This window comes from Vibrio sp. 970, from assembly GCF_033339075.1.
Window position 1 is genome coordinate 1 of the sequence record NZ_JAWOTW010000144.1, and the last position, 887, is coordinate 887.

Annotated in this window: 2 protein-coding genes; both read left to right on the top strand. The window is 42.1% G+C overall.

What is annotated here, in order from left to right:
- Positions 1-65 precede the first annotated feature (65 nt).
- Positions 66-398 carry a DUF1904 domain-containing protein gene (locus R7Q11_RS25285; protein WP_005483015.1) on the top strand — a complete coding sequence of 111 codons (333 nt, stop codon included), beginning with the start codon at positions 66-68 and terminating at the stop codon, positions 396-398.
- A gap of 12 nt (positions 399-410) precedes the next feature.
- Positions 411-887 (top strand): penicillin-insensitive murein endopeptidase (locus R7Q11_RS25290; RefSeq protein WP_225466894.1); only part of this gene is annotated, 477 nt, incomplete at its 3' end.

Sequence of the window (887 nt, forward strand, 5' to 3'; positions counted from 1 at the left end):
TTGGGATGATTAGCGTTGTTGTTCCTGTTATCATCTTAGGACAATACAAATATAGGATTAACCTTATGCCACATCTACGATTTCGCGCTGTAGAACCTCAAGCAGTACAAGCTTTGTCAAAGCCACTGACTGACGAGCTCCAGCCACTAATGAATAGTCCACGAGAAGATTTTACTTTTGAGTACATCTACACAACTTTCTTTAGTGAGGGCGAGGTAAGTCCTGCTTATCCTTTTGTTGAAGTTTTGTGGTTTGATCGAGGACAAGAGACCCAAGACAAGGTGGCGAAAGTAATTACACAACAAGTTCGTGGTGTAGTCGGTGAAGATATTGATGTAGCAGTCATTTTTTCTGCACTATCGCCAAATGCCTACTATGATAATGGTGAACATTACTAAAGGGGATGTATGATGCGGCTGAGTCTTTCTTTTTATTTAAGTTTATTTTTCTCAGCTCCTCTTTATGCTACGCCATGGGAGCAAGTTAGTGCTCCCACTCATAATATGTCCTCTTCTATTGGTAGTTACGCGAATGGCTGCTTAGATGGGGCTTCCCCGCTGCCTTTAGAAGGTACAGGTTATCAAGTGTTACGTAGTCGAACGAATCGCTACTATGGGCACCCTAACACTATAGATTTTGTTGAAAGCCTAGCTTTAAAGGCGAATCAAAAGTTAAAAACTACTTTACTGATTGGCGACCTTTCTTTACCTCGTGGCGGCCGTTTTTCATCTGGTCATTCAAGCCATCAAACGGGGCTGGATATTGATATCTGGTTGCGTTTAGCTGACTATCCTCTCTCCTATAACGAACTTCAATTGCCGAAACCGATGAGTGTGGTTGATCTGCAAGACTACTCGATATTAAATCATCGATGGGATAAGAGGCAT